Annotated in this window: 34 protein-coding genes; all 34 read right to left on the bottom strand. The window is 40.2% G+C overall.

Annotated features, from left to right (window positions below; genetic code table 11):
- Positions 1–256 precede the first annotated feature (256 nt).
- The gene (locus tag G628_RS0106440; protein WP_196803717.1) at positions 257–2,296 is read right to left on the bottom strand and encodes a HelD family protein; all 2,040 of its coding nucleotides are present in this window, start codon (positions 2,294–2,296) and stop codon (positions 257–259) included.
- 187 nt (positions 2,297–2,483) lie between these two features.
- Entirely contained in the window at positions 2,484–3,281 is a 798-nt protein-coding gene (locus tag G628_RS0106435; RefSeq protein ID WP_026668388.1) for an alpha/beta fold hydrolase, read from the bottom strand.
- A 47-nt stretch (positions 3,282–3,328) separates the two neighbouring features.
- Complete coding sequence (locus G628_RS0106430; protein WP_027208762.1) at positions 3,329–4,075, bottom strand: hypothetical protein; 747 nt, start codon at positions 4,073–4,075, stop codon at positions 3,329–3,331.
- A gap of 142 nt (positions 4,076–4,217) precedes the next feature.
- Positions 4,218–4,646, bottom strand: a complete 429-nt coding sequence (locus G628_RS0106420; protein ID WP_027208761.1) for an NUDIX hydrolase — start codon at positions 4,644–4,646, stop codon at positions 4,218–4,220.
- Positions 4,647–4,806: 160 nt separating this feature from the next.
- Positions 4,807–5,052 (bottom strand): hypothetical protein, encoded by a 246-nt coding sequence (locus G628_RS0106415; protein WP_027208760.1) that lies wholly within the window; start codon positions 5,050–5,052, stop codon positions 4,807–4,809.
- A 92-nt stretch (positions 5,053–5,144) separates the two neighbouring features.
- Positions 5,145–6,104 carry a D-2-hydroxyacid dehydrogenase gene (locus G628_RS0106410; RefSeq protein ID WP_027208759.1) on the bottom strand — a complete coding sequence of 320 codons (960 nt, stop codon included), beginning with the start codon at positions 6,102–6,104 and terminating at the stop codon, positions 5,145–5,147.
- Between the two features lie 329 nt (positions 6,105–6,433).
- A complete protein-coding gene (locus G628_RS18465; protein ID WP_242827185.1) occupies positions 6,434–6,595 on the bottom strand; it encodes a hypothetical protein in 162 nt (53 codons plus the stop codon).
- Positions 6,596–6,630: 35 nt separating this feature from the next.
- Positions 6,631–7,827, bottom strand: coding sequence for a helix-turn-helix domain-containing protein (locus G628_RS18460; RefSeq protein WP_081670582.1), 1,197 nt, complete (start codon positions 7,825–7,827; stop codon positions 6,631–6,633).
- 138 nt (positions 7,828–7,965) lie between these two features.
- Positions 7,966–8,463 (bottom strand): hypothetical protein, encoded by a 498-nt coding sequence (locus tag G628_RS0106395; protein ID WP_034500682.1) that lies wholly within the window; start codon positions 8,461–8,463, stop codon positions 7,966–7,968.
- Between the two features lie 127 nt (positions 8,464–8,590).
- Positions 8,591–8,938, bottom strand: a complete 348-nt coding sequence (locus G628_RS0106390) for a type II toxin-antitoxin system HicB family antitoxin (protein ID WP_026654270.1) — start codon at positions 8,936–8,938, stop codon at positions 8,591–8,593.
- Positions 8,935–9,195 (bottom strand): type II toxin-antitoxin system HicA family toxin, encoded by a 261-nt coding sequence (locus G628_RS0106385; RefSeq protein ID WP_026654269.1) that lies wholly within the window; start codon positions 9,193–9,195, stop codon positions 8,935–8,937. The genes G628_RS0106390 and G628_RS0106385 overlap by 4 nt, the downstream gene beginning before the upstream one ends.
- A 71-nt stretch (positions 9,196–9,266) precedes the next feature.
- Positions 9,267–10,037, bottom strand: coding sequence for an MBL fold metallo-hydrolase (locus G628_RS0106380; RefSeq protein WP_027208757.1), 771 nt, complete (start codon positions 10,035–10,037; stop codon positions 9,267–9,269).
- Positions 10,038–10,060: 23 nt separating this feature from the next.
- Positions 10,061–10,495 (bottom strand): GNAT family N-acetyltransferase, encoded by a 435-nt coding sequence (locus G628_RS0106375; protein ID WP_026668396.1) that lies wholly within the window; start codon positions 10,493–10,495, stop codon positions 10,061–10,063.
- Positions 10,496–10,547: 52 nt separating this feature from the next.
- A complete protein-coding gene (locus G628_RS0106370; RefSeq protein WP_027208756.1) occupies positions 10,548–11,105 on the bottom strand; it encodes a hypothetical protein in 558 nt (185 codons plus the stop codon).
- Positions 11,106–11,132: 27 nt separating this feature from the next.
- The gene (locus G628_RS0106365; protein WP_027208755.1) at positions 11,133–11,693 is read right to left on the bottom strand and encodes a chromate transporter; all 561 of its coding nucleotides are present in this window, start codon (positions 11,691–11,693) and stop codon (positions 11,133–11,135) included.
- Positions 11,690–12,262, bottom strand: coding sequence for a chromate transporter (locus tag G628_RS0106360; RefSeq protein WP_027208754.1), 573 nt, complete (start codon positions 12,260–12,262; stop codon positions 11,690–11,692). Before G628_RS0106360 ends, G628_RS0106365 begins: the two co-directional genes overlap by 4 nt.
- A 19-nt stretch (positions 12,263–12,281) precedes the next feature.
- The gene (locus G628_RS0106355) at positions 12,282–12,719 is read right to left on the bottom strand and encodes a GNAT family N-acetyltransferase (RefSeq protein ID WP_027208753.1); all 438 of its coding nucleotides are present in this window, start codon (positions 12,717–12,719) and stop codon (positions 12,282–12,284) included.
- Between the two features lie 31 nt (positions 12,720–12,750).
- Positions 12,751–12,897, bottom strand: a complete 147-nt coding sequence (locus tag G628_RS18455; RefSeq protein ID WP_196803716.1) for a hypothetical protein — start codon at positions 12,895–12,897, stop codon at positions 12,751–12,753.
- Between the two features lie 488 nt (positions 12,898–13,385).
- Positions 13,386–13,751 (bottom strand): ACT domain-containing protein, encoded by a 366-nt coding sequence (locus G628_RS0106345; RefSeq protein ID WP_026654264.1) that lies wholly within the window; start codon positions 13,749–13,751, stop codon positions 13,386–13,388.
- A gap of 58 nt (positions 13,752–13,809) precedes the next feature.
- A complete protein-coding gene (locus tag G628_RS0106340; protein WP_026654263.1) occupies positions 13,810–14,817 on the bottom strand; it encodes a hypothetical protein in 1,008 nt (335 codons plus the stop codon).
- Positions 14,810–16,189 carry a radical SAM protein gene (locus tag G628_RS0106335; protein WP_027208752.1) on the bottom strand — a complete coding sequence of 460 codons (1,380 nt, stop codon included), beginning with the start codon at positions 16,187–16,189 and terminating at the stop codon, positions 14,810–14,812. Before G628_RS0106335 ends, G628_RS0106340 begins: the two co-directional genes overlap by 8 nt.
- A gap of 47 nt (positions 16,190–16,236) precedes the next feature.
- The gene (locus tag G628_RS0106330) at positions 16,237–17,148 is read right to left on the bottom strand and encodes a hypothetical protein (RefSeq protein ID WP_027208751.1); all 912 of its coding nucleotides are present in this window, start codon (positions 17,146–17,148) and stop codon (positions 16,237–16,239) included.
- A gap of 110 nt (positions 17,149–17,258) precedes the next feature.
- The gene (locus G628_RS0106325; RefSeq protein ID WP_027208750.1) at positions 17,259–18,149 is read right to left on the bottom strand and encodes an AraC family transcriptional regulator; all 891 of its coding nucleotides are present in this window, start codon (positions 18,147–18,149) and stop codon (positions 17,259–17,261) included.
- 97 nt (positions 18,150–18,246) lie between these two features.
- On the bottom strand, positions 18,247–18,873 hold the full coding sequence (locus G628_RS0106320) for a nucleotidyltransferase domain-containing protein (RefSeq protein ID WP_027208749.1): 627 nt from the start codon (positions 18,871–18,873) through the stop codon (positions 18,247–18,249).
- Between the two features lie 101 nt (positions 18,874–18,974).
- Positions 18,975–19,190: a hypothetical protein gene (locus G628_RS0106315; RefSeq protein WP_027208748.1), complete on the bottom strand. Its 216-nt coding sequence runs from the start codon at positions 19,188–19,190 to the stop codon at positions 18,975–18,977.
- 15 nt (positions 19,191–19,205) lie between these two features.
- On the bottom strand, positions 19,206–19,379 hold the full coding sequence (locus G628_RS19050; RefSeq protein ID WP_207637987.1) for a hypothetical protein: 174 nt from the start codon (positions 19,377–19,379) through the stop codon (positions 19,206–19,208).
- A gap of 267 nt (positions 19,380–19,646) precedes the next feature.
- On the bottom strand, positions 19,647–20,141 hold the full coding sequence (locus G628_RS0106305) for a hypothetical protein (protein ID WP_027208746.1): 495 nt from the start codon (positions 20,139–20,141) through the stop codon (positions 19,647–19,649).
- A 29-nt stretch (positions 20,142–20,170) separates the two neighbouring features.
- Entirely contained in the window at positions 20,171–20,821 is a 651-nt protein-coding gene (locus G628_RS0106300; protein WP_027208745.1) for a CatA-like O-acetyltransferase, family 3, read from the bottom strand.
- A gap of 542 nt (positions 20,822–21,363) precedes the next feature.
- On the bottom strand, positions 21,364–21,828 hold the full coding sequence (locus tag G628_RS0106295) for a GNAT family N-acetyltransferase (protein ID WP_034461898.1): 465 nt from the start codon (positions 21,826–21,828) through the stop codon (positions 21,364–21,366).
- Between the two features lie 55 nt (positions 21,829–21,883).
- On the bottom strand, positions 21,884–22,429 hold the full coding sequence (locus G628_RS0106290) for an NUDIX hydrolase (protein WP_027208744.1): 546 nt from the start codon (positions 22,427–22,429) through the stop codon (positions 21,884–21,886).
- Positions 22,430–22,510: 81 nt separating this feature from the next.
- The gene (locus G628_RS0106285; RefSeq protein ID WP_026668409.1) at positions 22,511–22,963 is read right to left on the bottom strand and encodes a GNAT family N-acetyltransferase; all 453 of its coding nucleotides are present in this window, start codon (positions 22,961–22,963) and stop codon (positions 22,511–22,513) included.
- A gap of 30 nt (positions 22,964–22,993) precedes the next feature.
- Positions 22,994–23,446 (bottom strand): tRNA (N6-threonylcarbamoyladenosine(37)-N6)-methyltransferase TrmO, encoded by a 453-nt coding sequence (gene tsaA, locus G628_RS0106280; RefSeq protein WP_026654253.1) that lies wholly within the window; start codon positions 23,444–23,446, stop codon positions 22,994–22,996.
- An 82-nt stretch (positions 23,447–23,528) separates the two neighbouring features.
- The gene (locus G628_RS18060) at positions 23,529–24,308 is read right to left on the bottom strand and encodes a GNAT family N-acetyltransferase (protein ID WP_051199057.1); all 780 of its coding nucleotides are present in this window, start codon (positions 24,306–24,308) and stop codon (positions 23,529–23,531) included.
- A 206-nt stretch (positions 24,309–24,514) separates the two neighbouring features.
- Entirely contained in the window at positions 24,515–24,637 is a 123-nt protein-coding gene (locus G628_RS19245; protein ID WP_255346787.1) for a hypothetical protein, read from the bottom strand.
- Positions 24,638–24,704 lie beyond the last annotated feature (67 nt).

The raw sequence follows: 24,704 nt of genomic DNA, 5'->3' as shown, positions 1-24,704 counted from the left end.
TTTTATACATTCTTGAACATGAAGTTCAAGAATGTATAAACCAAGCCAATTAAAATCGACTTCGTCGATGGGGCTTGGTTGACTCTTGAATCACTTTCTCACGAAATCCGCAGCAAGTGCGGATTTCTGTAATTTCATCTAAGATATCATACTATTACATGCTAACATCGATAAGCCCGCCATGCAAGCGGTTTTTTAAGCCTTCTGCATGAAAGTCCGCCGAAGGCTCACAACCTTTTCCAAACTCAAGGATTTCTTAAATATTCTCCGTCAACTTCCCTTTCGCCAAAACAGCCAGATGCTGCGTAGCTCTGGATACAGCCGTATACAGGCAATGTTTGCCGAGTTCATCGGAAGGATAAGACTCCGCATCTGCATCGGCCAGGATCACGTTATCAAACTCAAGACCTTTCGCAAGTGCAAGCTCTATCAAAAATGCACCTTTCTTTGGCAAACTGTCGCTTTCAGCAATAAGCTGCGGTGCTTTATCTCCGAGCGCACCGGCAATCTTTTCAAGACTGTAACCGCTTCTGCAAATAACTGCAGTAAGGCCGTCTTTCTTTTCAAACTCATTTATAAGAGAAATAAGTTCCTTATAATACTCGCTATCGGAATCACAGCTCTTTATAACAATCTCTTCTCCCGAGCGCTTTACCGATGAAACCATCATTTTCTTTTCCTGAGGAAGGAGCGAAGCAAACATTTCTGTTATCTCCGGTGAGCTTCGGTAGCTTGTCATAAGTGGAAGCTCCACGAATTCTTTTCCCGCTGCTTCTGCCATCTCTTTTATCCGGCCAAAAGAAATCGTGCCCTTTCTGATTGCCTGGAACTCATCTCCAAGCAGCATAAAACGCGCGTTGGGGAAAAATTTACTAAATACCATGAGCTGCGCCTCAGTGTAATCCTGCACTTCGTCGATCATGACATAACGCACATTTCTATCACACTTACCTGTAAGCTCCATCTTAGTATAGATCCACTCCGCAGCAGTGATATACTCGCTTCCGAGAATACGCTGCGCAACATGCTTGATGTTGACGAAATTACAACGTCTGATAAAGCTAAGCGCTCCGCCAAAGTCATTTTCAATGCGGTTTTCCTCAGCCGCATCAGATCCTGCCGAATTCTCGGAATCCTCATTAAAAATATCTTTGCTCCTTAGAATGTTTTTGGCCCGCTCTTCAAGTTCATCCGCAACCGTCTGGATCAGGCGCACTCCCATCGGGAATTTGGAAAATCTTTTTACCACATCAAACACATCGCTCTTTGACATCACAGTCTTGCCGTTGTGAGTAATATTGTAGAAATCATCCTCTTCGGGGCTCAACGTAAGCAAAGCATCATGGATCTTCTGCAAACTTCCGTCACCTGTGCCGTCATATTCGTTATCCGCAAAAGGAACGCCCACTTTCTTAAGAAACTCATGCCACGTCAAAGTCGGCGGATTGGTCTCTCCAAGATCCGGAAGGACATTGTCGATATAATCGCGGAATACCGGATTAAGGGTTAAAAGACATACATGCTCGGGACGAAGTGTCTTTCTCTTTTGATAAAAAAGATATGCTATTCTCTGCAAAAGAACCGAAGTCTTACCACTACCTGCAATACCGTTCACCAAAAGAACCTGCACATCGGGATACCTGATAACCGTATTTTGCTCTTTCTGAATTGTGGCTGTAATAGCCTGCATCTTGTCAGAGCGGGTCTGCGAAAGAGACTTAAGAAGCATCGGATCCTCAATCGCAATCTGTGTATCAAAAAACGAAACAAGCTTGTCCTTATTTATCTCAAACTGACGACGAAGCCTTAAGTCAACAGGTATTGTCCTGTCCTCAACCATGTAACTTGTGTGCCCGTTCTCCTGATTGTAGTAAACTTCGGCAATCGGAGATCTCCAGTCTACAACCATCTGATCATAGCCGTTTTCTGAGATTGCAGCTCGTCCGATGTAGTAACTTTCAGGCACACTCTCGCCTTCAAACACAAGCTCGATCTTTGCAAAATAAGGCGACTCCAGAAGTTTATTGACTGTCTCGAGTCTTTTACCCAAAGAATTACTCTCAACATTGTAGGTATCAATGTAACGGTTCCATACCTCAATCTCAGCGAGAGTCTCCATCGTAGTCTCAACATCTGCGTAATCAAAACGGATGTTGTCACGAATATCATTTTTATCTTCAACCGCTTTCTCATTCAGGGCAGTAATCTGCTCCTCGAGATTCTTCTTAATATCCAGCAGTTTATTATAGGTCTTTGTCAAATGGGCCTGTTCATTTTCAAATATTTCATTTCCCATGTCATTTCTCCATACATGCATCGCATGCACATTTCATCATTCTTTAGTTCTGCATATAAATTGTAAAGAAATACTCCTCAATTGTACAGCGTCAAAAAATATACGCATAAAAAGTAGCACTTTTTTCAAATCCGAAAGTGCTACCTAAAATCAGACGTATTTATTATCATATCACAAGCTTACAAATTTATCTCTCACAAAACTCCAGCACTCTGTCATAAAAATCCTTTGCTTCTTCAAATGCGCCGTGTCCAAGTCCATTGTAGATGTATTTATCGCTCCCCTTGATGCCGTCGCTAAGCTCTGCTGCCGCATCATTTCCTACCGTTTTATCATCGCTTCCCGCAATGATCAGCGTCGGCGCGGATATCTTTGAGAGTTCATCACGTACATCAAAATCCAAAATCGCATACGCATTCTTATAAAACCTATCATAACTTGCAGGCTTGGTAAGCTTTGCAACAAGCGGAAATATTTTTCTGTTCTTATCAAGGTACTTTTGCGAGTACATTTTTTCGGCAGTATCAATCATAAGCGTCTTGTGATCATCTCTCCTTGCCATATCGATCCACCCCGTCACAGCATCCTTCAGAACAGGATTGGCATACGGCGCCGTCACAGCAAGAATCAGCTTTTCAACCATCTCAGAATGATTTACGGCAAGACATTGTGCTATCATTCCGCCCTGCGACACGCCAAGAACAGAAGCCTTCTCAATTCCCAAACTCTTCATCGCCAAAGCCAGATCATCCGCCATATCCTTGATGCTGTACCCATCCGGCATGTCTTCCTTCCTGCTAAACATATAAACGGTATAGTCAGCCCAAAATTTCTTGTATGAACCCGCAAGAATCCACGCTTTTCCTTTCACCGTAGCAAGTCCATCCGACAATCCCGGCAAAACAACCAGTTTTTTCGCCCCATCTCCAAAAGCAACATAATGCATCACAGTATTGCCCAAAGTTACGTAACCATTCTTTTTCATGTTTCAAGCCCCATTTCATCCAGTTATTTAGTGTAATTAATGGTCCACTACCCCCGTCCCCCGGGTCCATTCAGCACCCACGAGAACGCCTTCGCAGTCCTTATGTCCGCATCCTTGAAGTGGTTTCCTTCATTCCATTCAAGCATACTCATAACGCCTTGCTTCCGCAACAGGTCAAAAGAAATCTCAATGCAATCCGCAACAGTCGCCATCACGGAATTCCTTGTCTTTGCCTCGCGATTTCCAAGGCTCAGGTACACTCTGTCCGCATTGATCTTGCCTGCTTTCATGTGATCAACAAATCCCGGAAACCATATAGACGGCGAAGCTGCTGCCACTCCGGTAAAAAGATCTGTTTGATAAGCCGCCCACAGCGCAAATAAGCCCGCGAGTGAATATCCGCCGATGAAGTATTTCTTTTTCTCACGTGATATTCCCGTAACTTCTTTGCCACCTGTCAGCGGTGAAAATAATTTATCTTTAGTCTTCTCTGACAGTGCCTCATCATTCGTATACTCAGACAGCACATTACCACTTCTCAAATCCTGTAATAATTCTTTCAGCGTCTCACCCGCACCGCCTCCAAAACCTTCATCTCCAAACACTGCAGGTGCCTGCCACGGCGACAGCTCCATATTCCAATCTTCAACCTTATAGGCAAGCAAAAAGAAATCGTCTCCGACATTCTCTTTTATATGCGCAATTTCTTTTTCCATCCCCGAAACTTCGTGTTCCCCGATCATCTGAACAAGCACATTTGCAGAATCGGGATTTCCGTATTCGTAACGTTTCATCCGATAAGCCTCCAAGCCAGCATATTAGCTACATTTGCTCTATTCGGTTTCATCACCGTAAAATCATGATTAGCATTGTTTCCATCATCGGAAATCAAGCTCATTATCGGTTTCATCACCAAAATCATGATCAACATCGATTTTAACCTATAAATCCGCGTCTTTTCGCCTCATCAATCAGCTTTGGCTGAATCAGCGGATAAGTCAGCTCTTGCGGCACCTCATCAAAGAACGCAATTCTCTCGATCTCACTGTGGAGCTCTTTTTCCAGCTCTTTAATCTCAGCATAGAACAGGCCGCCGAAAGTTTCCGCTCCATCGAACTCATCAGGCGCTGTAACCGAATAGATGCAGACCGGTTTGATATCATACTTCACCGCACCGGTCTCCTCATAAAGCTCACGCTTTGCGGCATCCAATATAGATTCGCCATCTTCTCTGTGCCCGCCCGGAATCTCATATGTACTGCGCTCTCTGTGCTTGCAAAATACATACTTTCCATCCATCTTAGCAATAATAACCGCAAATTTAAGATGTGAATCTTCCATCTTGTCGTAAAATTTTATCTGCATGCTTTCACCTTCGTTCTATATTGTTGTGGATTGATTTCATGGCGCCGATTGACTCAACTTGGTGATTTTCTTTTCCGCAGTCATGCGGCTCCCCCCGGAAGTTGACTCAACGTGGCATTTTCTCTTCTGCAGTCATCCGATTCCGCTCCTGCGAATGACCCTATTCCGCAATTTCCTCTTCCAGAGTCATAGTATCTCGCAAAGATATATGACCTAAATCAGCTTTTTCACCTTCTAGGGTCATAGCATCTCGCAAAGCCATATGACCCAAATCAGCTTTTTCACCTTCTAGGGTCATAGCACCTCGCAAAGCCATATGACCTAAATCAGCCTTTTCACCTTCTAGGGTCATAGCACCTCGCAAAGCCATATGACCCAAATCAGCTTTTTTACCTTCTAGGGTCATAACATCTCGAAAAATCCATATGGCTCAGATTGCCATTTCTTCTCCTGCAGTCATGCGATTACGCCACATCACTCTTCGCCCCTACACCTGTATCAATACCCTCTCGCCTTATCAATCACATGCTTAAGCGGCCTGCCCTCGGCGTAATTGACCATATTCTCGCAGAACATTTCAACATTTTTATCAAGCGTATGATCAAGTGTCAAATTGCCTGCCACATGCGGCGTTATGATCAGGTTCTTAGTATTCCAAAGAGGACTTGCCTCCGAAAGCGGCTCGTTTGCAAACACATCCAGCGCCGCCCCCGCAAGCCTTCCACTCTCAAGATTCTCTACAAGTGCGCTTTCATCAATCGCCGATCCGCGTCCGACGTTCACAACATATGCGCCCTGAGGCAGAAGTGCCATTCTTTCTTTGGATAACACCCCTTCTGTCTCCGCAGTCCCCGGAAGGCACATGACCAGCAGCTCGGTATCACGGAGCACTTCATCAAGCTCATCAATTCTGAATATCTTGTCAAAAGAACTTTCGCTGCATTTTCCACTCCTGCACACGCCTACAATACTCTTAGGTTCAAACGCTTTCGCTCTTTTTGCAAAAGAACTTCCGATATCACCGGTACCAAGCACCGTAATCCTACAGTCCTTAAGCGACTTCTGAGGCAACGGTCTGCCCCATTCTCCCAAAATAGACTTTCTGAAAAAAACATGCATCTGTCTCATCAACATAAGACTCAACATGACTATATGTTCTGCAATACTGACTCCATATGCCCCTGCAGAATTAGTAATGATGCAGTCCTCATTTGCAAATACACCCGGTTTCAAAAGAAAATCAACCCCCGCAGAGGGCGCGCAAAACCACTTAATATGCTTACTCTTTCCGATTGTTTTTAATCCGGGCCCATAAAAGATTTCTGCATCCTCGAATTCCTCCGGAATGCTGTCTTCAGATTCTATAAAACATACATCAGCACCTACTTGCTCTGCCGTTTCTCTTATCATATTCTTGTGCCTCGATTTTAATGCATTGTTATAAACAATTATTTTCATCTAACCACCCCATCCTTGTATATCAATTACAAACTTTATATCCGTAAAAGCCATTTCGCATTCTCTTATTTCTACGTGTACAAAATCTATTTATGGATTCTATGTCCGTATTATTACTCCTAAATCCACTTACCTCTACGTGTACAGATCAATTCTAGGGTTTTAATGTCCGTAAAGTCACTTCTACATTAGCTCATTTCTACGTGTACAGATCCATTTCTCAGATTCTATGCCCGTAAAGCCATTACCACATTCACTCATTTCTGCGTGCATAAATCTTTTTCTCGGATTCTATACCCGTAATAGCATTCTCTATTCGATGCAAGAAGTCAGCCTTGCACAATAAAAGACAGCGTCTTTGCAATCTCAGACTCTGTGCAACCAATCTGCTGTGCCGCATGTTCAACAGTATCTATAGTCTCCGCATGCTCTGTAAGCCTGTCTCCAAAACCGTTTTCTTCAAGAAATTCTTTTACCCTTGTATTTAGCATATCTAAGCTCCTCCGATCACTTTTTTCACTTTGGATTACCTGGGATTTCCTGATGTTTCTCTTCCCTCGTCTTCTGGAGAATATTCACTCCAAATTCCCTTTGAAAACCCAAAACTGTAAATTGAAAATCTTTCAAGTGTAGATCCATTCTTCAGATCATATGCATTTAAATCTTTTTTCAAATACTCCGTTTGAATCGTCCCCGATTCATCATTCGCTATATCGGGATGTGATAATAATACATAAATAATCCGCTTATTTTCATTATCGATAAGTGCATACTCATAAACACTACTATACCCGTCCGATGCAACATATGCAGGAAACTTATAGCTTTCAGTATCATATATGATATTTCCTATATGATAATCACTATCCTCATGCTTTGATTCGAACACCGTGCAAGATATTTCTGACAAACGTTCGACTTCTTTTTTGAACTCATCATCTTCATATGTGGCAGAAAAAAATATATATCCATCCGTATCAAACATCCCTGATTTTAGAGACGATTCATATTCTACAGAAACAGCATTTTGGCCATCATTTGGAAAAATAAATAATCCGGTATCAAGATCAGATCCGTATTCTTCAAGCAAATACTCTTTATCATAGTTATCGATTCCCGACTTCTTATCATAGGGCTGGCTAGCCTCCAAAAGGCCAAGTCCGATAATAACGGTACTCATCATGATAAATTTTATGCTTATTACGATAAGCAAAATGACAATTACACGCACAACTGTTGTAAAATGTTTTTTCTCGGCAAGTTTTTCCAATATTCCATTGGCATAAAGCGTTGTTATGGCAAATGCCACCAATCCCAAAAAAGATAATACAACCGCCCCGAACCTGAATATATTAGGCTCATATTCAATGCACTGAAACACAACTGCCAGAGTCAGAAACATTGTTCCTATCAGGCTGATTATCCTTACCCATTTGAAAAGACTGCTTTTCTCCGTTCCTGCGTAATCTGCCATTTTGTCGGCAACTTCTTTTATTTCTTCATTCATCCCGCTTTTCCTTTCGCCATCAATTATTTCTCGCACATCCACATCGTAATAATCAGCAATAGCGGACAAAAGAGAAATATCCGGCATATTAGATCCTGTCTCCCAACGTGAAACGCTCCTTGAAGACACACCAAGGAGCTGCGCAAGTTCTTCCTGGGTAATCCCTTTTTCTTTTCTCAAGTCTTTTAAAAATAAGCCTATCTTCTTCTGATCCATGGGATACCTCCTTCCCTTGCATGATAATTTAATCCGAAGCAGCATTAACACGACACAAAGCGGGAATTGCCGTATTTACTGCATTAGACAGTTGTGTCTATAGCCTTTTTTCCAAATAAATGCTCCCCTAAAACATGATCATCTCACACGCTTTCCGTGTATTTCACAATCAAGAGTGTAAGTGCCATCATCAGAAATCATTACGTTTTTCCAAGTAAAACTGTTATCAGTAATATCAGAAAAAATCCAATAGGTATTCTCTTCATCCAGAACCTTTCCCACAAGTTCATTGCCTTTCTTATCAAAACGCAGTCTCTTCATACAGTGATCGCATGTATATACAACATCATAGCAATTCTCAAAATGATTAAACATGCGCAAAGAAGAGCCGTATTCACCATCCGGCTGAGGCGCTTTTTCTTTGGTATCACGCGACGGAAATATAAAAACATCCTGTATTCCCGCACCTTCAAGCACTCTTCTAAAGAGCCACTCTCCCTTTACATATCTTTTTTGACCATTAAATTCATCATAGTAATCACAATTCCAATCACCAATAAGCGGTGCAAACCAATCATATTCATCTGGGATTTTATCAGTTTTGACAGATAATAATGCATCAACAAAGCTATCCATTTTTATACCTTCCTTTTGGCTTCCTCTAAGTCATCTCATAAAAAAAACTCAAGAATATGTAATATCAAAAAAGTACCGCACGGATTATGTTTCGCTTGGTACTTTTATATACTAATAGTATTTCAATTTATCCTTCAAGAATATCAAGTTCATCATCTATTGCCCTTGATACAAACTGATTTATCGTGATTCCCTCATTTGCAGCGTATAAAGCGATTTTTTTATGCTGCTCCGGTTTAATACGCACATTAAAAGATCCTTTAAACTCGCGTTCAGGTTCTTTTCCAACTTGTTTACAGTAATCAAGGTAATTATCTATACAGTCGTGCATTGACTGAGTTAGCTCCTTTACAGACTCTCCATGAAAATTCAAAGAGTCATTGATTCCAAGCACATGACCTATAAAAATCTGGTCCTCACTGTCAAACTCAACTTTTGCATGATACCCATTGTATTCCATCAATGAACTGATCATTCTATCTCACCTACTTCCTTCAAAAAAGCTTTAATCATTTTAATATGGTATCGATATAATTCGTTTCCCGGATGTGGTCCATCAAACTGAAGTATTCGCTTAGTTTCCACATGATAATAACCTATTCCTGAACCTCTTCCACCTTCAAATTTTTCACATCCACACTGCTTCATCAGAGCATCAAGCTCTCGTATGGTAAAGCTTGTTGGTGCCGGTTTTGACAACAGTTTTTCCAATAACTTAGATTTCTTTGGCACAGCAACTCCTTTGCAACTATTTTCCAGTTACACTATAACATTTTGCAACATCCCAGTCAATTTTTTATTACTTACCGATAGCATATAACGCTCACAGTCTGGTCATACTCCTTACCTTTTTCAAGCTTGAACGGATGTTGCTTTGCCACGCCGCCGAACCAATTGTATGGCAGGTCATTTTCTGTTTCGCCGTTGCATATTTCAACTGCACCTTGCCGCATACACCTGAGCAATGATATGTCGTCAAAGCCTGTCGCATGCCCGTGCAATATCACATCAGCCTCTTTTTCCAAGAACATGATCTTATCAAGCGCCTTTACGTATTCTTGCATCTCCGGGCAGCCGTCCAATTGCATCCATAAATGATGGTTAACGGAATCACCTGTGAAAAGAATCCTCTCCTCCCTTAGAAGCAACAGAATTCCGCCGGGAGTATGCCCCGGAAGTTCATATACTTCAAGTGTCTTTCCGCCAAGATCTATCACATCGCCGCCTTTAATCGGCTTAAGCGGAGGAACAGATAAGCCTTTCTCATTACAAATCTTCACAAATTCAGGCTCATTAAAAAAAGACGATGCCATTTCAAAATCCTTAGGATTCATGTATGCCTCATCAAAGTATACATTCCCAAAGATATGATCCGGATGGCCATGCGTGTTTACAACAACGATCGGCTTGTCAGTAATTTCCCTGACAACCTTGTGAAGGTCATTATAGCCATTCATCGTATCGATCACGCAGACTCTTTCATCGCCTACAACTATGTACCCCGTTGCTTCGTGCGCCTCATCCATAAGATATAGAAAAGGCTTTAATTGCTTAATATACAATTCTTTTTCCATACAAAAGACCTCCCGAAACATTATCATAGTCTCATATCAAATGCCTTTTTTGAATCCCCGTCAAATCCTTTGCTTTCATAAAATCTATGCGCCTCTCCCCGTGCAGTTCCGCTTTGAAGAATAACCTTATAGCAATCCTTCTCTTTCGCGTATGCTACGGCCATATCAATGACCTTTGACGCCAATCCCCGATTTCTGTATTTCTCATCCGTTACTACATTTTCAATAAAGCAGATACCCCGATTGTTTCTTGTAAGATTAGGAATATACACCGCATAACAAGTAGATACTACCTTGCCGTCATCAACCGCTCCAAAATATTGAATATTCGGATTATTCTGAATTTCCTGCCACACAATCTTACTTTTTTCTGAAGATAAAGAATCATCAGGTTGAAGCTGTTTGTATAACTCAAGCAATGACAATAAATCCTCTTCCGTTAGTTTTCTAAATTCCATTCAAATCCTCCGGCTTGGTAAATCACGTTTTTTTCACCAAACTTCTAAAATCTTATGCTATATCAGCCTTCATCATCGGGAAGTTTTCTTTGAATTTCTTAACGAACTCAGGCTTTTTATATGTGATAAAAGTTCCGTTCGGGTCACCGAAAACTATCAGCCTTTTCTCAATCCCCTTTTTCTCAAAAACTGTTTTTAAGAAAGATATGAATTTAACATCAAACCAATCGTAATACACCTTGGCTGTATAGTTGAACGCTTCCCCGTTACATTTAAAAGACACTTCACTTGTTCCGATTCCCTTTTCAAGAATTTCTTCCGAAACATTATTGTTTACATCACTAAAAGACAATTCTCCGGCTGAAATATCTTGGATTTCTTTTAGAAATTCATCATACCCGATGCCTTCAAAATCTGTAAGGAATGCATCCGAAAACGAAACAGCCGCCAGCATAAAGACGACAATCTCTTCTTCGCCCAAGTCCTCAAGCATATCCCTTGGATATTTTTTCAAAGATTCTACAACCGAGGCTTCATCTGCCTTAGCAGCTAATCCGACTTCTTTTATTTTAGGGAAAAAATTTTTTACCAATGCATCAAGATCAATCATTTTTCTTCCTCCTATGCTATTCGCTTTCTATAATGAATATGCCACAATTCCCACCACTGCCGACAAACAAATAAGCATGATAGGATTCAGGCCCTTTTTCAAAACCTTCCTTGAGCCAAAATATATAAGCGCAATAGCGCAGGTCAGCCCGATTGTGAGAAAATCCGCCTTGGAATCAAATAACAGTCCGCAGTTTTTTACGAGCATATGTGTTCCCGTAACCAAAATAATACCGATAATACACGGCTTTAATCCACTCAAAACCGCTTTTACATATTGATTTTGGAGGAACTTATTCATAACTACCATGATCAGCAAAATGATGAAAAAAGCCGGCAACACAACCGCTGTAGTGGCAATTGCCGCACCTATAAGTCCTCCTTTTTCACTTCCCACATATGTAGCCATGTTTACCATGATCGGTCCGGGAGTACTTTCGCTTATTGCGATCATATATGTCAACATCTCTTCATCGAGCCATCCATGAGTCATAACCACATCCCTGATAAGTGGAATCGCTGCATAGGCGCCACCAAAAGAAAAGAAGCCGACTTCCAAAAAGCCTATGAGCAAATCAAGATATATCATTTCTCTACCCGCTCCTTTTCCGCATTTTTTATCATAAATACCATAAGTCCAATAACTGCAGCCGCGAGCATCAATACCATCGAAGATATATTTAGTGAAAAAAGATTGATCACTACCATTGAAATCACAGCAAAGCAGACCATTGAAATCTGCAATGGCGCTTTTTTCATCTTTTTTAGCATCTTTAAAGCTGCGTCTATGATAAGAATTCCCACCGCTATCTTGATTCCCCTAAAAGCATTTGCTACCCGGGTTATCTCAAGAAAATGATCCAGAAATCTTGATATTAAATAGATAATTATGAAAGAAGGGAGCACCACCCCAAGCGTTGCTGCGATTGCTCCCTGTAATTTACCTTTCTTATATCCGACATAGGTTGCACAGTTAATCGCTATAGGCCCCGGTGTAGACTCCGCGATTACCGCAACCGTCATCATTTCATCATGTGTTATCCATTTTTTATTCTCAACGCAAATATTCTCTATCAGAGAGAGCATCGCATAACCTCCGCCAAAGGTAAACAATCCTATTTTGGCAAAGGTAAAAAACAATTCAAATAATACAGGCACTTTAACGTCTCCTTAATTATCACAAAGCCATTCTCATCGAAGCCACACCGTCAGTGCAATCAACTTCTTCAAAACCCATGCGCTTATACAGACCATATCCAACGCTCATCACTTCCGGCTTGGTAGTAAATTTCACTTCTTTAAAACCAAGCTCTCGGCTTCTGTCCAACATCTCATTCATAAGAATTCTTGCATAGCCTTTTCCGCGATAATCAGGCTTAATATACAGTCTTCGCGCTTCACAGGTTTCATCATCTACATGTTTAATCGCGATAGTAGCTATAGGATTTTCATTTTCAAATCCAATCAAAAGAGCTCCGCCTTTATAATACGTGCCAAGATCCGCCAATTCTTTATCCAATGATACATAGCAGCTCTCGGCACCTTTTATTTCAGAGTATTCCCTGATCAGCATTTTCGCTACTTCGTAGTCCTCGCAGTCCTTTATTTCAAACATTTAATTGCCTCTCCTTTTATAATGTATTTTGTCATATATATTTTGTATCCGGCTTATCATGTTCATCAAACTCACGCCTTAGCGTAATATTGTGTTGTTTTGCCATTCCATGTATTCGGACGTAATAAGCACCGGCCTGCTGCCATGTTTCCGTTGCCCTAATAACTTGTATGTTCATAGTACCCTTTCCGGACTCAACTTAAATACAGCGGAAATTTATAAAGTTGCATTTCCCGCTGCCATAATCAAGACAAAAACTTGCTTTTCAACAGCGGATTTTATAAAACCGTTTATTTCGCTGTCATAATTAAAAAAATGCTTCTTTTTCGGCGGCGAAAATCATACATTCACCGGTTTCCGCCGCTTTATCTCCACTTCTATTTTCCGTAAAGCAAAACTTTAAACGTAAAACTTTAAATTCGCATTTCTTTTTTAATCATGACCTCTTTATTTCGGCGACTTAACTTACCCACTTCTTACAAATAGTATTTGCTAAAACAATAGTTGCGATAGAATTGCATTTTATGCATTCTTGAACATGAAGTTCAAGAATGCATAAACCAAGCTAATTTGAATCGACTTCGTCGATAGGGCTTGGTTGACTCCTGAATCATGTTCTCACGAAATCCGCAGCCAGTGCGGATTTCTGTAATTTCAGTTAAGATATCATACTATTATATACCCTTCAGACGCCAAAACGTCCAACGCTCGCTCAAAGTTTTCTTCTTTCACAAGAATATAATCCGTGTTATATGTCGACACAGCGAAGATTCCGATTTTATGCTCCGCGAGTATGCCGGACAGCTTTGACAAAATGCCGACCAATGAAAAATCAAGAACCCCCTGAATACGAAAGCCTCTCCAGCCATCATCACGCTCGAGCGTGTTTTGTGGCGCATCCTCCGTTCTGCACACCAATGACAACTCTTCATCAGTCTTACCGATAAAGTAGAAAGGGGCATCCATGTTAATATTGGATGCCTCTGCCACTTTGCAAACAGTAAGTTTATGCTCAATTCTCTTCAATTCCATATGTAATCGTTTCCTCCATAAACTTCACCCCCATGCGCTTATACCCCTTTTATACCCCTTATTTCTTCAGCGCATCGTAAATATCCTTCGTATACAGCCTGGTGCCATAAAAATCTTTTCTGGAGCAACCGGCACGGCCACCTCCCGCGCAAGCGCATGCACATGCACAGGCGCATGCACATCCGCCACCACCGCCACCGTCATGGACATGGTAATTACTACTTGTGCTCTTATTAAAATCCTGATCTATATAAAACTTTGCACCAAGTCCTCTTTTTTCCGAATATCCATCTTCACGTACCGCCTTACACACACTCATAAGGACAATGCATATAAGCAGTCCGCCTAATGGTATAACCAATAACATAATACTGCATAATTGCTTGTCCTCGTCAGTATATAATTCGCTAATGTCAGCTCTATGTTGGTCATTCGAAGGTTTGTCGCTTACATTTCCCGACATATAGTCATATTGATTTATGTCATAAGAAAGTCGTGCAGTTTCTTTCAGATTATATCCACCGGCATCATTGACCCATACATAATATCCGTTCTCAAGCTTAGGATTACCTCTGACATCCAAAACATCCTCAGCATTCCAACGAACTACCACTTTATCTACCGGCGTATCCGGAAACCATCCCGGAGTAAATTTATAATTGACACAATCTTTTTTCATTTTAAAAAGATTTTTTTGATGAAGCGAAAAATCAAGTACCAGTGTTTCTCCTGCCGTATATCTTTTATCCAGGTTAAGCCTTACGTAATCGCCATCATCAATGTAATGACTTATGGAATCAATATTGTCGGAAATCGCTTTAAATTCATCGGCATATCTATTGGCTAATCCAACCTTTACCCAGGTTAACGGCCCCTCTGATTCACTGTCCAATACCTCCCATACGATATGATACGAAATATCACAGGAGCCATCTTTACGCATATCTACCGTCACTTCATAATCATGAATGTGATCTAAAGGTTTTGCCGCCTTTACAACCGGGCAGTATAACAAACTTGCAAAAAAGATTATTGCAACAGCAAAACCAAATATTCTTTTATTCATGTACTACCTCCCCTTCATTCATTTTACGAAGAGGGCATATTCCTTCAGCCTTTGCAGATTCCATTCGAATCTTCTTACATTTTCGCCCATTCCAAATCTTCTTCCAAGGATCCTTGAGCATATCGCCAAGGGTATCATCGGATAGCCAGCTTTGACATGGTATTACCCTACCGTCCGGATTAATTGCCATATTGCTAAGGCATGCCCCGCAACTTGGTACGACCATGTGAAGCTGCGCTAATTTTCCACTATCAATCCATCCCGGAGATGTAAAATCTATTTCCATGTCATGATTGTCGGTATATTCTTTTGCAGCTCGTAATATTTCATATAATTCATCACTTGTAAGCTGGGATTGTCTTGATGCATCCGAAGTAGCATTTCCCGTGACAATCAAACCTGAACAAGTCACGTATTGCACACCTAATTCGTGCAGGAACTCCAGCATACCTACATAATCCTTATTAAGTGAACATAATGGTGTATTAACACTTAAATTCAAACCTGCTGCCAACGCATTTTTTATTCCGTTTATCGTATCATTGAAATGCTTTGAACCAACCAGCTCATTATGCACTTCTTCAATATGCGAATACAAAGTTACCTGAACACTGTCAAGTTCAGCGTCCATCAAATCCTTAGACAACTGCTCTGTCAGAAGTATTCCGTTAGTATTTAATCGCGTCACAAACCATCGCGAATATCGAATCAGCTCAACTAAATCTTTTCGCAAAGTCGGCTCTCCACCGGTAAAAGTAAGCTGAGGTATTCTTGCACTCTTACAACAATCAATTACCTTCTTCCATTCAGAAGTTGACAATTCTTTAGTTTCCGCATATTTTTGGCCTGCGGCGTAACAATGAAGACAATGCTGATTACATGCCCAGTTGCCGTCTTTTGTCATGGCTGATACCATAAGGTCCATTCTATGCGGCGCTGTCATATGAGGTGCATACTCAGAAAGACTCATTATTCCAATATCAACAGCAGGAAGCTCATTTCTTGCAATGTCATCAAAAGTGCTGACGATTGTTTGCAAATCTTCTTTCAGAAGCTCGTCTGATACAGTTGGATATACTTTTCTTACGCGATGAAAAACACCCAGCAAAATATCATCAAGAATTTCCCGGCTCATCTGTCCATTGCCAAAACTATTAACCCCACGAACAAACTCGGTTAAAAGAATCGCCCATGCCTCATTGATTGGCAACACATCCTGACCATTTAAAATAACCGTAGAAGGTGCAAAATGAAATAATCTAAATTTGGGCGGAATCATGTGGATTCTGATCACACCGGGTCCGTTTGGATTCCATGTCGTATGTACAACGCCCTTCCACTCTTTTAATTCATATAATTTTTCACGTATCATATTTTTTACCCATATCAATTATTATGCTAAAAAAGTCTTCCAACAAATTACAACCATAAAATAGCGCACTGCATGGCATAGTTTATTCCAAACACCAAAACTACATATATAAATCCCCAGTATGGTCTTAAAATTCCAATGCCATCATCTCGCACCAATCCGGTCTCATCCGGCATTTTTTTTCTGATTTCCATTTCATTTTTATAGTTGTAATAAGCACCTTTGGACAAGAAATACAAAACAAATATCTCAATTATTCCGCAAAAAAATGCTGAAGCAACCGCTCCCTTATGTCCACCTGAATCAATCAACATAAGAAATAAGAACATATTAAAAAACATTACTATCAGTTGATGCTTACGACTCCTGTGGTAAAAACAGCGCTTATCCAGTAAATCGATGTTTTCCTTCGTGAACTTCGGCAGTTTTTCTCTGAGCATTGGATCAACTTCAGCCAAATAATCAACGAACATTTCATATCGTTCTTCCGCTTTTTTTCGCTCACCTAAATGGCCCACATTATAAAAGAAAACTATCTTCTCAAATCCCAGCCAAAATTCAATGCCGCGGCTTCCTATGCGATAGTGTCCTGCATTTATAGATTCTGCCCATTCACTATAGCTGTGCTGTTTTGTAATCCCAAACGGCCACTCATATATGATTCCATCCGGATTCATTCTAAGTACACGCTTATTCATTTTTTCCCTAAATGCATTTTTCACAAAAAGCAGATATACTGCCAGTACAAACATTATGACTATGTTTGCATTTGTTCTGGAACTGACGGATTCATCGCTCCACAAAAAAAATAAACCAAAGAAAACTGAAAACACAAGTAACCACATGCCCAAAAATTGCCACAGAAAATCATACGCTCCTTCTCCCAGTTCTGCGCGCGGTATATCCTTTAAACTTTTGATTTGCCTATAAGTTCTTTTATTTTCTTTTACAGCTTTCATAAACCCCACTCACTTCTTACAAATAGTATTTGCTAAAACAATAGTTGCGATATAATTGCATTATATACTATATGTAATCGTTTCCTCCATAAACTTAAAGTTGCTGTTTTTTACTTCTTCTTGATCGGGATCCACAGCTCGCAGAATATATCCGGCCTGGTTCCGTCGTAGTAAAGTTCATAGTCAGTCTCTTCAGAAGCTTCATAGCCCATCTGCGGCAAAAACTCCTTATAGAACTTTACCCAGGTCTTAGCGATGCTGTCGCCGTCTTCGCCTACACATTCAAAGACCACATATGTACCGGGATTGACGTCCCAGATGCGGAAACCTTTTTTCTCCAGATCATTCCGGTCAAACTCTTTGGTATCCTCATCAATAATGATGCCGATGCCGTATTCAAAAGTATCTTTTCCTTCTTTCGTTGGACTGCAAAGGCCGTATAGGTCGCGCTTCCCGTCCTCTCTCAGCATAAGTATCGGAGAAAGCATCTGCTTACTGTTGCACTCTCCCCAGAAGTCCGCTACATCGTGATTTGCTTCGTCGTTAATGATACCGTTGCTGAACTCTCTTACCAGTGCAATAAACTTCTTTTCCTTTGTTTGAACAATGCGATAATCCATACTCTTACCACCTTTCACAGATATAGTAATCGTAAGCGGATTAAAAAGCACAAGTTTGCAGTCTTCTTCTCTGGCTGTTTTGGGCGCAACACCATGAAATCTTGTAAACGCTTTGGTAAAACTTTCCGGTGTCTCATATCCATACTTCATCGCCAGATCGGTGATCTTCGCATCGGTCTCCACAACTTCTTTTCCCGCCAAAGACAAGCGGCGGTTTCTTATATACGCGTTGGCCGTTAAGCCCGTCACGAAACTGAAAGCCCTGTGAAACTCGTAGCTCGACGTGTGCACCTGCTTCGCTACATCTTCATAGTTGATTTCCTCGAGAAGATGCTCCTCCATATACGTGATGGCTTTTTGTAATGCTTCGATCCATTCCATGCTTTTGTTCTCCCTCTTACACAGTCCATTATGGACGAGATCCGGATTAGGTACATTTCCTCGTTTGCGAAGATTTGTCAGGTTGATGTCGCGCTTCTTATTTCATATCCCTCAGCGTTCTAATCCACTGAGCCAGATTGTCTCGATTCATCTCTTTTAATGCACGAAAGTATACGTCAAATGCCACCGGATCATTTTCCTTCATAAATCGCAGTGCCTTTTTAGGGCCATGATAATACAAATGCTTTATATCAAAATAGATTTCCAGACTGTCCATAAGAAGCCAGTGCCACCTAAAATAGCCTTCCGCATCTTCTCTGACAGTTCTTGCAAGCATCTTTTCGCACCAATTAATCTCTTGTTCTATTTCATCATCAGATTTCGTCGAAGCTTGGTCTATATGCTCATTTACTTTTCTAATTAGTTTTTCTGCCGCTCCATTCTGATCCTGAATTATAATGCCATCAAACACTTGAAGAAATTTCTCGGGATCATACTCAGAAAAAAACTTTTTCTCAGGATAAATCCAAACATCCAAAACAGCATCCGCAACTACAGACGAATCATGCTTTTCAACATCTCCGGCAATCACAAGCGCATCAAAATCGCTATTCTCATTGGCACTACCATCAGCATATGATCCGTACTTGATAATTGCAGTAGGATTGTATGTCTTTTCCAAATACTCCACTATTTTCTGCTCTCTATATAAAGTCATATCCATAGTCATCACCTTCGTAAAAAAATTTATGGTGCCTCATCTGTACCGGTTTTAGCGCCGATTCTTCAATGTCCCTATATATTGCAGCGAGTTTTCGGCGGAATTTATAAATTTGCATTTCTCGCTGCCATAATTAAAGCCAATACTTGCTTTTCAACAGCGATTATTATAAAACTGTTTTTTCCCGCTGTCATAATCAAGACACAAGCTTGCTTTTCGACAGCGGATTTTTGTAAAACTATTTTTCCCGCTGTCATAATCAAGACACAAGCTTGCTTTTCGACAGCGGATTTTTGTAAAACTATATTTCCCGCTGTCATGATCAAGGCGCAAGCCTACTTTTCAACAACGATTTTTATAAAACTGTTTTTTCCCGCTGTCATGATCAAGCCACAAGTACTCTTTTCGACAGCGGATTTTTGTAAAACTATATTTCCCGCTGTCATGATCAAGCCACAAGTACTCTTCTCGACAGCGATTTTTATAAAACTGTTTTTTCCCGCTGTCATGATCAAGCCACAAGTACTCTTCTCGACAGCGGATTTTTGTAAAACTATATTTCCCGCTGTCACAATCAAGGTACAAGCCTACTTTTCGACAGCGGATTTTTATAAAACTATATTTCCCGCTGTCATGATCAAGCCATAAGTACTCTTCTCGACAGCAGGAATTATGTATTTACCTATTTTCGCTGTTTATTCGCCGATTTTCTTTTTAATCGTTAAAATCATGCCCCCGGCAATCTTGCGTTAACATCGCCTATAAGCAACCTAAATTTACTTCCTCACCCCAAAATTCAATATTCCATTTATTGTGTGAATTAAAAAGAACGGGCCTGTCGCTCCAACCAATAGATAATTGCTCTTCCACAATCCAAAGAAAAGATAGTACAAAGGAACCGCCGCGAATTGGCTTAATACTATCAACCATCCACGTTGATATCCGCTGTAATAAAATGCCCATCCCACAAAGTTAATCAGTATCATTAGAATGGTTAAGCAGAAAAAGATTTTTTCTCTTGCAGATGCTATCGAAAAAATTTTCACATCATCCCTCACGATCAGCATCAGCAAAATCATGCACAGAAATCCAAATATACCCTGAACCGTTTCAAGCCATTTAATCTCATTTTGCATGTTCATTATCGGATTGGATGCAGGTTTTATCAGCGGCATTATCATATACGGAATCTCCTGTATGACAAATGCCGCAACACCTATAAGCGATATTCCCAGATAGTAATTTTTAAACAAGTGTATGAATTTCAACATGGTCGTCCTCGTAAATGTTTTTATAATTATCAGGGTTCCACAAAAGACTGTACCTCTTTTTCCAAAAGCCGGAACACATTCGCAACCAGATAGCCATCAGCTATAGCATGATTCAATCGAACACTCACAGGCATAACAAGTCTGCCGTTCTCTTCGCGATATTTTCCCCAATTGATAATAGGTGCAAAAAACAAATGCCCATCCGGAAGTTCAATATTAAGCGAATCATATGAAAGCCATGATATGTAAGATGCATCAAACCAGTTTGGATGATTAGCCATATCCAGCATATATTCTCTTGTTTTCTTAGCCTCTTCAACATCCTTCAGAGCATCTGCGTAGAAACTTTCATAGTCCTCATCATATCTTGTATATACAGGAGTACAAGTCTCGGTATCTTCGTGAAAAACATACTGAGTAGGATTGATCACATCGTAGCAGATGAGCTCGTCCGTTTGCCATAGATACCCCATTCTGTAATCGTCTCGCGAATTGAGAACCTTCGAAAGAATATAGAGGAAATTGATATAGAACTTTGTTCCTGCTTTTTTAGAAAAAAGAACCAGATCTGTAACATCAATCCTGGCTGTCATAGAAGTCGAGCATTTGCAATCCTCTGAGAAGTGGCGAAATACACCTTTTCTGTAGTATGTTTCTTTATCTATTATTTTGTAGTTCATATTCTCTCTCCCCAAAATCAAATATTGACTCCAGAACATTCGTTCTTTATAATTATTACTTGGTGCTACCAGTAATTACGGTAGGCGGTTAGTTCTTCAACCGGAGGACTGTGACCTCCGTTAATCATAGAAATCTCTCATGAGAAATCTTTGTTGGAGGAACTTGCTTATGCTCACCATCACTGACCTTATCGCGGTGCTTGCACTGTGCGCGACTTATATTTGATAGTATTCCTATCAAATATAAATCGCTACGCTATAGATGCGACCGATGCGCAGATGAATTATGCAAGCTAAAGCTTGCGCGCATCGGCGCGAAAAGAGTCGCAAGCGACTCTTTGTTCTAGTCTTGGTTATATGCATGGAAAGCATGAATCCAAGACACAAAAATAACCGCCCATTGTCCTGGCAGACTTGTATGAGCGGTTATTAACTACTTAAACTTGTTTGGGGCTAACCGTCTATCGGTAGCACCTTTTTCATTTATTATACTACCATTACCGCACATTATCGTCAAATCAATGTTATATATTCAAATTGTTCTAAGCGAGTTCTTTTTCCATCATCTCATACACAAGAATTGCGCCATTTTCAACAGAATATTTGCAATGCTCAATAGTTCTATATCCCCTTTTTTCATATAAATGACAAGCCGGCAAAGATGCATCTAATACTGCCGTAGGAAATTTCTCGGATATATTTTTTTCCAAACAGTCCATGATACATGTGCCATATCCTTTTCCCTGATATTCCGGCTCAACATATACTCTGGTAATATGATTATCCTTGTAGCAGCCGGTACCAACGCATATTCCATCGGCCAAAAGGATACCAACCAAACCACACTCAATATCTTTTAGAATATTTTCCATGCTGTGCAAATTGCTAAAAAACTCAACGACCTCTTTAGGATAATACTTGGGATATGTGGTTTTTATCGAATTCTGAACTATGTTAAACACAGTTTCTATGTCTGCAGTTTTTGCAAGAATATATTCTTTCACCATGTTATCTAACCCTTTGCCTTGATGCTCCGTATCTCTCCCTACGACCGACTACGTATCATTTATAAAACTGCAGCGCATATAAAATTGCTAAAATGGTGACACCGTCCATTGTTCCATTTGTTTTTAACAAATCCATATACTCTTGTTTTGAAAACCATCTTTTATTATTTATCTCATCAGAATCTGTAAAATCGCCTTCTGATGATACCTTTGCCGCAAAACAATGAATCAAAGAATCCGACATTCCGTTTGATGGATTATAAGAGCATAAATACTGTAAATCAGCCAGCTCGCATCCCGTTTCTTCTATAGCTTCTCTCTTAGCTGCAGCTTCGTTTGATTCACCATACTCAATCCTTCCTGCGGGCACTTCCCATTCAAGGCGGCCTACAGTATATCTCCTGTTCTGAATAAGAAGGATGTTATCTTCCTCATCAAAAATAACAATTGCAACAGCCTTCTTGGGATAATGAATCTGATAATAATTTTCTGTTATTTGTCCGCTTGGCTGAGCCACTCTGTCAGAATACAAACATACATGTTCACTTTCATATAATGTTGTTCGTCCAAGGCGCTTTGGCATGAGTTCTTCATTCTTCATTTCTAATCTCCTTTTCGGAAAGATAATGCATTATCTCCATCCTTCGCTTGAAAAACATAAGTCTCTCCCCCTAATCCTTGCTCAAAGCTTATACTGCATAAAATTTTCGTTATGCTTAAATCCATATGAGGTATACAACTTCACTCCCATATCAGAAGCTGTGATTTGAACTGTTCCACAACCATATGCTTTTGCCTCATTTACAACTCTATCAAGCAGTTCTTTAGCAATTCCTTGACGTCTGTATTCTGGATTTGTATACATACTTGATAATAAGCCTATTCTGCCAGATGGACATCCAAAATAAGGAGGTTTCTCAACAAAAGACATACCACTAGTACCAATAATTTTATCTCCATCAAAAGCTAACCAGGAAACAAAGGTTCCATCTGCCATATGTCTGCTATAATAATCCTTAAGAGCCGGAGTTAAATCTATATCCTCTTTAGCCCCTTCTTCTCTCAGTTGATTTATACGCATTTTTATAAAGGTATTCAGGTCAGTTTCAGTAAGTTTTTTATAAACTATTCCCATTTCGCTCCCCTACAAACTTGAATTTATCTATTAGAAATAATGCTCCATCAAGCGGTCAACCCACTCCGGAACAACTGCATCTTTTTTATCATATACAGGATAGTATGGCTTGATATCCAGGATCGGTGTGCCATCAATCGCATCAAGTCCCTTGACAACGAGTCTGTCTTCCGAAACAGATACAATTTCAACCGAAGTCATGCCAATCCTGTTAGGTCTGTCTTTTCCACGCTGGGAAAAAATACCCACCAGAGGCATATCTTCTCTATTCTGAGGCCTTCTTTGAAGATGTTTTTCTTTTTCATACTTTGCCTTATCAAGATGATATAAAATGATCACATGCGAAAAATCTTCAAGCCCCTTCAAGCCTGAAATATACTCTGCATTCAACACTATAGAAGAAGTATCTTCTCCCCAGGAAACATCTTTTCTGTCCTTAACTTCATTTCTAACATAGCCAATTGGTTCCATTTCAATTTGCATAATTCTCTCCTTAGCAACCTTTTACATCACAATCATTCTCATTGATGCAGCTATACAAGTATGAATTTACTGCAACACAAACCTATATCTCTATCATTTTTCTTATGCCATTAGGGATCACTTCAAATCCAAGTTTCTGATAAAAGCCTTCTTTCCCTTTGGCAGAAACACCACCAATAGTTGTAAATTTCCCTGTAGAAGAATTCTTCACGGCATAGTCTACAAGATGATTAACTATCATGGTTCCTATGCCCATGCCTTGATATGCCGGCAAAACAACTATTTCCTGCAGATACCAATACATTGCCCCATCGCCGACTAGCCTTCCCATTCCTATCAGTTCGCCATCTTTTAAAGCTGAAACATTTACAAGGCCGTTCCGAAGCGCCTTTCTTGCATGCTCCACAGGAATATCTGCAAAGCCTGTAGTATTTCTAAGCCTCACAAAATCTTCCGGTTGCAATACATTGTCAATAAGTTCAATCTTAGAATTCAAATATTCCTTGATTAGCGCAATGTCTTTTTTATCCTTATCCCGCCCAAGTTCCTGCTTCATTTCGATGAGACCTCTAATTGAGATTACAGGAACGCTATCAACCATATCAGTTGTATCTTTAATCCAGTTTTCAAAAGCTTCTATATTTTCCCCAATTTTAAACTTCCTATTGCCACTTTCAGTTAACACAAACGAATATCCATCTACTTCAAGCTGATCTGCCATCTTAGATGTACATCCCATATCTATATCATGAGTCTGCTCTCGTATTCCATATAAAACCATAGCGCTTCCGGTAATTATCCAGTACTCGTCGTGACTGTAAGGAAAATTATTTAATATACTAATTATCTCTTGCTTGTTCATGCTCTCTCCAACATAATATTTCCTGCCGGCTACTTCAATGACACTCCACGTGTTCTTAATAACGCTCTTGTAGTTATAAACCTATTATCCGTAATACCTTTTTTAATATCGATTACTTAAAAGAAGCATCTTAAAAAGACTTTCTACCTATGAGCGTTCATTTCCGGTGTTTGAGGCATAAAAATCGTCGTCATCTTATACTCATATCAATAACTGTATACCTCAGACCTGTCACCGGTGCCTGAATAGCATGTCGTGAGCGGATGCTCCTGTGAAAAGATAAAGATTCCGCCGTCACATAACAGCCTGTAAATATTCTGCTTCGCCATCTTTTACCTCCCGGTCATTCTCACTGATGCCTAAACTGTCCTGTAAACTTGATTCCACATAAACCAC

It is taken from the genome of Butyrivibrio hungatei NK4A153 (assembly GCF_000424465.1).
In the GTDB taxonomy this organism is placed as follows: domain Bacteria; phylum Bacillota; class Clostridia; order Lachnospirales; family Lachnospiraceae; genus Butyrivibrio; species Butyrivibrio hungatei_A.
The sequence above is the reverse complement of the archived record's forward strand: the minus strand, read 5'-3'. Positions and strand labels throughout refer to the sequence as shown.

Excerpts from the sequence above, each read along its gene's own strand:
- G628_RS0106415 (WP_027208760.1), bottom strand. The coding sequence starts at position 5,052 with ATGACCCTAGAAGGTAAAAAAGCTGATTTGGGTCATATGGCTTTGCGA.
- G628_RS0106370 (WP_027208756.1), bottom strand. The coding sequence starts at position 11,105 with ATGATTGATCTTGATGCATTGGTAAAAAATTTTTTCCCTAAAATAAAA.
- G628_RS0106355 (WP_027208753.1), bottom strand. The coding sequence starts at position 12,719 with ATGTTTGAAATAAAGGACTGCGAGGACTACGAAGTAGCGAAAATGCTG.
- G628_RS0106320 (WP_027208749.1), bottom strand. The coding sequence starts at position 18,873 with ATGGATATGACTTTATATAGAGAGCAGAAAATAGTGGAGTATTTGGAA.
- G628_RS0106365 (WP_027208755.1), bottom strand. The coding sequence starts at position 11,693 with ATGATATATCTTGATTTGCTCATAGGCTTTTTGGAAGTCGGCTTCTTT.
- G628_RS0106430 (WP_027208762.1), bottom strand. The coding sequence starts at position 4,075 with ATGAAACGTTACGAATACGGAAATCCCGATTCTGCAAATGTGCTTGTT.
- G628_RS0106380 (WP_027208757.1), bottom strand. The coding sequence starts at position 10,037 with ATGGAAAAAGAATTGTATATTAAGCAATTAAAGCCTTTTCTATATCTT.
- G628_RS0106420 (WP_027208761.1), bottom strand. The coding sequence starts at position 4,646 with ATGCAGATAAAATTTTACGACAAGATGGAAGATTCACATCTTAAATTT.
- G628_RS0106330 (WP_027208751.1), bottom strand. The coding sequence starts at position 17,148 with ATGAAAGCTGTAAAAGAAAATAAAAGAACTTATAGGCAAATCAAAAGT.
- G628_RS0106300 (WP_027208745.1), bottom strand. The coding sequence starts at position 20,821 with ATGAACTACAAAATAATAGATAAAGAAACATACTACAGAAAAGGTGTA.
- G628_RS18465 (WP_242827185.1), bottom strand. The coding sequence starts at position 6,595 with ATGCTAAATACAAGGGTAAAAGAATTTCTTGAAGAAAACGGTTTTGGA.
- G628_RS0106285 (WP_026668409.1), bottom strand. The coding sequence starts at position 22,963 with ATGGGAATAGTTTATAAAAAACTTACTGAAACTGACCTGAATACCTTT.
- G628_RS19245 (WP_255346787.1), bottom strand. The coding sequence starts at position 24,637 with ATGGCGAAGCAGAATATTTACAGGCTGTTATGTGACGGCGGAATCTTT.
- G628_RS0106325 (WP_027208750.1), bottom strand. The coding sequence starts at position 18,149 with ATGGAATGGATCGAAGCATTACAAAAAGCCATCACGTATATGGAGGAG.
- G628_RS0106410 (WP_027208759.1), bottom strand. The coding sequence starts at position 6,104 with ATGAAAATAATTGTTTATAACAATGCATTAAAATCGAGGCACAAGAAT.
- G628_RS18455 (WP_196803716.1), bottom strand. The coding sequence starts at position 12,897 with ATGAACATACAAGTTATTAGGGCAACGGAAACATGGCAGCAGGCCGGT.
- G628_RS0106290 (WP_027208744.1), bottom strand. The coding sequence starts at position 22,429 with ATGAAGAATGAAGAACTCATGCCAAAGCGCCTTGGACGAACAACATTA.
- G628_RS0106335 (WP_027208752.1), bottom strand. The coding sequence starts at position 16,189 with ATGATACGTGAAAAATTATATGAATTAAAAGAGTGGAAGGGCGTTGTA.
- G628_RS0106390 (WP_026654270.1), bottom strand. The coding sequence starts at position 8,938 with ATGATCAGTTCATTGATGGAATACAATGGGTATCATGCAAAAGTTGAG.
- G628_RS0106305 (WP_027208746.1), bottom strand. The coding sequence starts at position 20,141 with ATGTTGAAATTCATACACTTGTTTAAAAATTACTATCTGGGAATATCG.
- G628_RS0106340 (WP_026654263.1), bottom strand. The coding sequence starts at position 14,817 with ATGAATAAAAGAATATTTGGTTTTGCTGTTGCAATAATCTTTTTTGCA.
- G628_RS0106315 (WP_027208748.1), bottom strand. The coding sequence starts at position 19,190 with ATGACAGCGGGAAATATAGTTTTACAAAAATCCGCTGTCGAAAAGCAA.
- G628_RS0106395 (WP_034500682.1), bottom strand. The coding sequence starts at position 8,463 with ATGGATAGCTTTGTTGATGCATTATTATCTGTCAAAACTGATAAAATC.
- tsaA (WP_026654253.1), bottom strand. The coding sequence starts at position 23,446 with ATGCAAATTGAAATGGAACCAATTGGCTATGTTAGAAATGAAGTTAAG.
- G628_RS0106375 (WP_026668396.1), bottom strand. The coding sequence starts at position 10,495 with ATGGAATTTAGAAAACTAACGGAAGAGGATTTATTGTCATTGCTTGAG.
- G628_RS0106435 (WP_026668388.1), bottom strand. The coding sequence starts at position 3,281 with ATGAAAAAGAATGGTTACGTAACTTTGGGCAATACTGTGATGCATTAT.
- G628_RS18060 (WP_051199057.1), bottom strand. The coding sequence starts at position 24,308 with ATGAACAAGCAAGAGATAATTAGTATATTAAATAATTTTCCTTACAGT.
- G628_RS18460 (WP_081670582.1), bottom strand. The coding sequence starts at position 7,827 with ATGGATCAGAAGAAGATAGGCTTATTTTTAAAAGACTTGAGAAAAGAA.
- G628_RS0106295 (WP_034461898.1), bottom strand. The coding sequence starts at position 21,828 with ATGGTGAAAGAATATATTCTTGCAAAAACTGCAGACATAGAAACTGTG.
- G628_RS0106440 (WP_196803717.1), bottom strand. The coding sequence starts at position 2,296 with ATGGGAAATGAAATATTTGAAAATGAACAGGCCCATTTGACAAAGACC.
- G628_RS19050 (WP_207637987.1), bottom strand. The coding sequence starts at position 19,379 with ATGACAGCGGGAAAAAACAGTTTTATAAAAATCGCTGTCGAGAAGAGT.
- G628_RS0106345 (WP_026654264.1), bottom strand. The coding sequence starts at position 13,751 with ATGGAATTGAAGAGAATTGAGCATAAACTTACTGTTTGCAAAGTGGCA.